The organism is uncultured Campylobacter sp., from assembly GCF_938039245.1.
Lineage (GTDB): Bacteria > Campylobacterota > Campylobacteria > Campylobacterales > Campylobacteraceae > Campylobacter_A.
In genome coordinates this window covers 1-6,101 of the sequence record NZ_CALHVN010000037.1, presented here as the reverse complement: position 1 = coordinate 6,101, position 6,101 = coordinate 1, and the positions used below count along the sequence as shown (strand labels likewise).

The window sequence follows — 6,101 nt, the reverse complement described above, 5'->3', positions numbered from 1 at the left end:
TGGCGGACAGAGAGGGATTTGAACCCTCGAGCCCCGGTTAGAAGCTGCACCCTTAGCAGGGGTGTGGTTTCGGCCACTCACCCATCTGTCCACAAAAAAGAAACCGCATTATAATTAAATACCGCTGATATCTTGCTTAAATTTGCATTTTCGCACCCACCGCTCTCACGCAGAAAAATAGTCACGTAAAATAGCCGATGAATTTACGAATTTCAACATCGGTGCATTAAGCTAAATTTACGGTATTATGTAGCATCCGCACAAGACTTTCACTATAAAATCCACTAAAATTCGGTCTATTATAGCATATCGTAAAGGATTTTATATGGCTGAATCTCACGTAATATCTGCTCTCGTTAGTAAGCATTCCGAGCTTCAAGGAAATATCAAATATCATCAAGATATAATTTTAAAGATAAAATCCGAACTTGAAACGATAGATAAAGCTATCGCGATATTCGACCCTAGTTATAGAACTACGTTCATTCGGGCTAAAAGAGTTAGCAATGCTTCGTATTTTCCTCACGGTGAGCTAAATCGTAGGATTATAGAGTGTTTAAAGATAAAGCCTAGCACTGTAAATGAAATAGCCGAGTATGTTTTTAAAGATGAAAAAGCAGATGATTCCCTTATCGCCAAATATAAGTAAAACATATCCTCTTTAATTTCAAAGCTCATAAAAAGAGGAACTGTCTCGTTACTTACCGACAACGGAGTAAAATTTTATAAGATAGCTTCCTAAGCTCCAAGTCTTTCGGCTACTCTGTGGTTACCTTGCCGTCTGCTTGCAGTTACGAGCACAGCGAAGTAAAATAACCGCAGAATTCATTTGATATCGAGTTGTCGGCTAGACATCTTGATAAAATATCGTCCATAATAGCCTTATTATCAAGCCTTCTAGTATCTTCTCGGTAAGCAATCTCGTTTGCGTAGTTCGATAAGTAAAGCGTTCCTAGTTTATGGGCATTGACCGTATTGTAAACGTCTAAATCTAGCATTAAAGCTTTCGCTTTGGTTATTATTCTCCCCCATTTAGTCCCGAATACTCTATTTTGGTGATTTACTCTTTTTAAATCATAGTAAGCTAGCAAATCGTCGTAAGCCGAGTTTTCATCGGTATGAATTTCGCTATTTGGCGCAATATGCGATTTAGCGATAGCGTTTATATCTACGTTATTCTCGCTTCTTAATATAAAGGTCTTAGTTTTACTAACTCCGCTTCCAAGTAGATTTCTTTCTCTAAGCGATATAATAACTCTCTTATTGGGCTTAAAAGCTTTTCGTCTATCTATTCTATTAGTTTATATTATTAGCCGGCTTTATATATAGTTTCCGACGTATACTCCGTCCATTTCGACTACTCCGCTAAATTTATTTCCACTATCGCTAGTCATAAGGCTTTCTCTTATTTTATGAGATAAGACCCAAGCCGTTTTATATTGAACGTCTAGGTCTCTACTAAGCTGTAAGGCTGAAATTACTTTCGTAGCGTTAGAAAATATTACGATAGCAAGAAGTATGACCTTAAAATCAAGCTTATGAGAGTGAAATATCGTTCCGCTTGTAACGCTAAAGGTATGAAAGCAATCCTTGCAGCGATATTGTAGTCTACTTTCTATAAAATAGTGAGATGAAGCGCTTCCGCAAGTCGGACAGATAGGATTACCCTTATTGCTGCTCCAACGAATCGATTTAAAATACTCATAACACTCGTTCTCGCTCATCGAAGCTATCTTTCTAACCGAGATTATTCTAGCTTTAGACGAGAGAAGGAAGTGTTGGGACATTTTTTTAATCCTTTATGTTCTTATAACCTTATTATACATAAAAATGTATTAGATTTATCTTAAACATAGATATATTTAAATCCTAAATTATTATAAATATATCTTAATAAGATATTTATAGCTAATATTCAAGACTGTTTTAAGAATAAACTTGCTATAATTAAGTTATGGAACTAAACGATTTGATAAACAGAATTCATAAGCTCATAGAAGCAAAAGAGATAAAGACTATATCGCAAGCTGAAATGGCGAAGCGTATAGGCGTTCAACATAGGACATACGTAGAGTATTCTCGCGGTAGAAATCAACCGTTGGCGATGAAAGCTTTACTAAATTTACTTAATGAGTTGGACGATGACGAAATTGTTAAAGTTATTAGAATGTGGATATTGGATAAAAATAAAAACTAAAAAGGACGATAAAATACTATGAGTAAAGTCAAAGAAGAAAACGTTAGCAAAATAGAAAAAATAAAAGATTATATAAGCGGCAAAGAAATAGTTGCTAGGCCAGAAGAAATTGACGCCGTTCAACCGTTTTAAAAATATTACACGAAGATTATTTATATCCAAAAGAGATGATAGTAGCCCACCCTCAATACAAAGTAAAGAAAAGACCGTCCGACAAGAAAGGATTTCCTGTCGATATTGCGATTTTTGAAGAAGTTGAAAATAAAAAAATATTAAAAATAATTGTCGAATGTAAAAAGAAAACAAAAAAGGATAGAATAGAACAACTAAAAAATTATTTAAGTCTATCTGAAGCAAACATTGGTGTTTGGTTTAACGGAACCCATAGTGTTTATATAAAAAAATAATTAAAAAAGATGGTTTGGATTTTGAAACTATAAGTGCTTTTCCAAAAGCCAATGAAAAATTGGAGGATATAGGGTTATACAAAAGAAAAGATTTAAAGCCTACCCACAATATAAAATCTCTTTTTAAAGAAATAAGGGGATATATTGTGGCAAATAGTTCCGGAGTAAACAGAGACGAGCAGATAGCCAAGGAAATGATATATCTAATGCTGTGTAAAATTTACGATGAGCGCTTTACAAAAAAGATGATATTTTGACATTTAGGGCTTCATTACAAGAGAAAGATGAATATGTTAAAGCACGTATTGCTAAATTGTTTAATGAAGTAAAAAATAAATATAATGACGTATTGACGGTTGACGATAATATAACGTTTGATGGAAAAACCTTAAAGCATATTATAGGCAAACTTCAAAATACATGCATAGTGGATACCGATAGGGATATGATTGCAGACGCCTTTGAGATATTTATAGGATACTCGTTAAAAGGAAGTCAAGGGCAATTTTTTACTCCGAAAAATATAGTTAAATTAATGGTTGAAATAGTAAATCCAAATAGACATCAATTAATAATCGACCCTTCTTGCGGTAGTTGTGGATTTTTGGTAGAGGCTCTAAAGCATATTTGCGGACAACTTGAACGCGAGATAGATAACAATGAATCTTTATGGGAAGAAAAAAGAGGTTGGTATCAAGAATAGAAAGATAGTTTTTTAACTAAAGTGGGAAAATCCTATATGGCTATCTTGGGGGACGGTAAAGGAGGTATATTTTGCGAAGACAGTTTAGAAGAGCCGGAAAATTGATCTCCTCAAACAAAACAAAATATCCATTTGGGTTCTTTTAATATTGCTTTCTCTAATCCCCCCCCCATTCGGAAAAGATATAAAAATCATAGGAGAAAGTAAACTAGAACAATATGAGCTTAACACCAAAGAAGAGGGAGTGGTGTCGACTCTATTTTTAGAAAGAAATTTACAGCTATTATCAGACGGTGGGGTTTTGGCAATAATTTTACCAGAAACATATTTTCACGCCCCGGCTGGCAAAAAAGTAAGAGATTTTATATACCGTCATAATATCCAATGGGTTATAGATATACCACACAATACTTTTAGACCGCACAACAACGCAAAATGTATTAGATGGTGGTCGCAAACCATATCGGACACGGACCATAACGGAAACCCTATTTATAATGAAAACAAAAACATAAAAGATGACACATTGCTAATACTAGATGAACTTAACGAAAAAAGAAAAAACATTATACTTTTAAAATAAAAGCTTGTGATTTAAAACAAAGGGATATTTTAATACTTAGATATTATTGGCAAACCAAAGAAAAGGAACTAGAAAAAGAATCTCAAAAAGAAGGTGTTAAGTTAATTAGCCTAAATACTTTATTTGAGGAAAAATAATAGAGGTTTTTGATGTAAACGGCTCCCCAAAAGCAGAATTTAAAGGGAAGGGCGATAAGCCATATATTAGGGTTAAGGATATTGTTAATTGGCAAATATATAAAGACCCCACAGCTTTAATTCCGCAAAAAGAATATGATAAACTATACAAGGAAGATAAGCGACTTAAAGAAAAAGACATACTATTTGTTTGTAGAGGTAGTTATAGAATAGGTAGCGTAGCAATGGTGTCACCTTTTGATTTAGAATGTGTGTTAACTAGAGAGATACTTGTTATACGTATGGCAAAACCTGAAAATAAATACGGCGTAACACCTTATTATTTATTGTACGCCCTTTCTCACAAATATACTTTTTCGCAAATAGAAAGCAAGGTGTTTTTAGATACTACCCTTCCAAATATAGCAGATAGATGGAAAGAGTTAAAAATACCGATATATAGAGATAAAAATAAGCAACAAAAAATATCAGATAAAGTTTCAGAAGCAATGGATGGACAATGGGCTATGCTCAGCCAAATTAACGATTTAAAAAAGAATTCGGTGTGTATTATACCTAAGTTATGTAATTAGTATAGAATTATGGAATTTTTTCGACAAGAAGTTATATTTTTATTATATAGTCTTGTGCGAATACTACATAATACTGCTAAATTTTGCAAAGATAGGCTTGCTTATTCAAATTTAAACCGCTTATCGCATGTCAAATTTGCAAATTTAATCCTTCCAAAGCCACCATTTTAGCTTGGCTTTGTTGGGATGGGGCGTATTTGCGTAGTAGCAAACCATGCGGTAAACGTAGAGTATACACCTGTCGCTGCCGCGTCCGAGCGCCTTTGTACGTTCAAACATCTCGTCCGGATCCGCGCCCTTTAGCGAAGCGATGCCTGTGTAGCCGAGTGCGAGCAGATCGGCCTCTGTCGCCTCGCCGACATAGGGGATTTTCTTAAAATCACTCGCGCCTTTACTCAAATTTTACTCCGATCTTCATTCAAATTTCGCTTGGCTCGCCACTTGGATGGGATTCTAAAATCCATTGACGGTACGAAATTTTAAAATTTCACTCGTGTGAGGCAAATTTTAAAATTTATCCACGCGGTTCGAAAATTTTTAAAATTTTATCTCACCACTAGGCCGCCGCCCTTATGTGCGCCGTTTTTTAGCGTTAAGACGTCCGCCGCCGCACTCATTATCGGAAATTGTATTCGCAAGCTAGCAGGGAAGCTTTGGCGCGGCAAAGCTTAAACGTTTTTAATCCTCAACGGGGTAAATTTGCATTCACAAATAAAGTTTCAATCTGCACAAGATTTAAAAGTTTCAAACCCCCAACGGAGTAAATTTACACGACCTTGTTGATGCGCCAGAGAAAAAGGGTAAAATGTTTCAAACCCCAACGAATTTTATAAAAAGATGACGGCGACGCTTCGACATCCTCCGAGCCGCCTTTGTGCGCGTTTTGATTAAAATTTCTCACGCGAAAACCGGACTAAAATAATTTGAGACTAAATTTTACGCGAACTCAGGCGTTAAATTTGATCCAAAATCCGCTCGCAAATTCCGCGCGGATCGGCGCTTTGATAGATCGGACGACCTACCACGATAAAATCAGCCCCCGCCTCGCGCGAGGCGCCCAGATCCGCTACTCTCTTTTGATCCGCCGCGCTCTCGCCAAACGGCCGTACGCCCGGGCAAAGCGTGATAAAATTTGCGCTCGTGGCGTCCTTGATTAGGCGGCTTTCATATACGGAGCAGACTATGCCGTCAAGCCCCGCTTCATAGCTCATCACGCTAAATTTGCGCACGGCGTCGCTTAAATTTTGCTCGTAAACCGAGCTAAACTCGGCCTCGTCAAAGCTCGTTAGCGCAGAGACTGCAAGCACCAATGGACGCGAACCGAGCTTGTCCAGTCGCTCCATCACCGTAGCCATCGCGCGCTTGCCGCTGCTTGCATGTACGTTTATCATATCGACGCCAAGCTTAGCGATCTCCTCGGCGGCGTCGGCCATCGTGTTTGGGATGTCGTAGAGCTTTAGATCGAGGAAAATTTTAAAATTTCCGAGCTTTTTTAGCTCCTC

At 36.9% G+C, this 6,101-nt stretch carries 9 protein-coding genes and 1 tRNA gene; 5 read left to right on the top strand and 5 right to left on the bottom strand.

Features of this window, described 5'->3' with window-relative positions:
- A tRNA-Ser gene (locus tag Q0218_RS06560) sits at positions 1-91 on the bottom strand.
- A gap of 234 nt (positions 92-325) precedes the next feature.
- On the opposite strand from Q0218_RS06560, the gene Q0218_RS06555 reads away from it, so the two are divergent.
- Positions 326-649 carry a hypothetical protein gene (locus Q0218_RS06555; RefSeq protein WP_297967738.1) on the top strand — a complete coding sequence of 108 codons (324 nt, stop codon included), beginning with the start codon at positions 326-328 and terminating at the stop codon, positions 647-649.
- Between the two features lie 142 nt (positions 650-791).
- Here Q0218_RS06555 and Q0218_RS06550 read toward each other — a convergent pair whose 3' ends face one another.
- Together Q0218_RS06550 and Q0218_RS06545 are read right to left on the bottom strand one after the other, a co-directional pair.
- Positions 792-1,250, bottom strand: a complete 459-nt coding sequence (locus Q0218_RS06550; protein WP_297967744.1) for a transposase — start codon at positions 1,248-1,250, stop codon at positions 792-794.
- A 69-nt stretch (positions 1,251-1,319) separates the two neighbouring features.
- Complete coding sequence (locus Q0218_RS06545) at positions 1,320-1,787, bottom strand: IS1595 family transposase (RefSeq protein ID WP_297967735.1); 468 nt, start codon at positions 1,785-1,787, stop codon at positions 1,320-1,322.
- Between the two features lie 577 nt (positions 1,788-2,364).
- Here Q0218_RS06545 and Q0218_RS06540 point away from each other — a divergent pair.
- From Q0218_RS06540 to Q0218_RS06525, 4 genes are all read left to right on the top strand, one after another.
- A complete protein-coding gene (locus Q0218_RS06540) occupies positions 2,365-2,604 on the top strand; it encodes a type I restriction enzyme HsdR N-terminal domain-containing protein (protein ID WP_297967732.1) in 240 nt (79 codons plus the stop codon).
- Positions 2,605-2,857: 253 nt separating this feature from the next.
- On the top strand, positions 2,858-3,307 hold the full coding sequence (locus Q0218_RS06535; protein WP_297967729.1) for an N-6 DNA methylase: 450 nt from the start codon (positions 2,858-2,860) through the stop codon (positions 3,305-3,307).
- Between the two features lie 148 nt (positions 3,308-3,455).
- Complete coding sequence (locus Q0218_RS06530; protein ID WP_297967727.1) at positions 3,456-3,890, top strand: hypothetical protein; 435 nt, start codon at positions 3,456-3,458, stop codon at positions 3,888-3,890.
- 133 nt (positions 3,891-4,023) lie between these two features.
- Positions 4,024-4,599 (top strand): restriction endonuclease subunit S, encoded by a 576-nt coding sequence (locus Q0218_RS06525; protein ID WP_366517424.1) that lies wholly within the window; start codon positions 4,024-4,026, stop codon positions 4,597-4,599.
- A gap of 144 nt (positions 4,600-4,743) precedes the next feature.
- On the opposite strand, the gene Q0218_RS06520 is transcribed toward Q0218_RS06525, so the two are convergent.
- Entirely contained in the window at positions 4,744-4,998 is a 255-nt protein-coding gene (locus Q0218_RS06520; RefSeq protein ID WP_297967724.1) for a helix-hairpin-helix domain-containing protein, read from the bottom strand.
- A gap of 554 nt (positions 4,999-5,552) precedes the next feature.
- On the bottom strand, positions 5,553-6,101 hold a 549-nt coding region (pyrF, locus tag Q0218_RS06515), incomplete at its 5' end, for an orotidine-5'-phosphate decarboxylase (protein ID WP_297967721.1).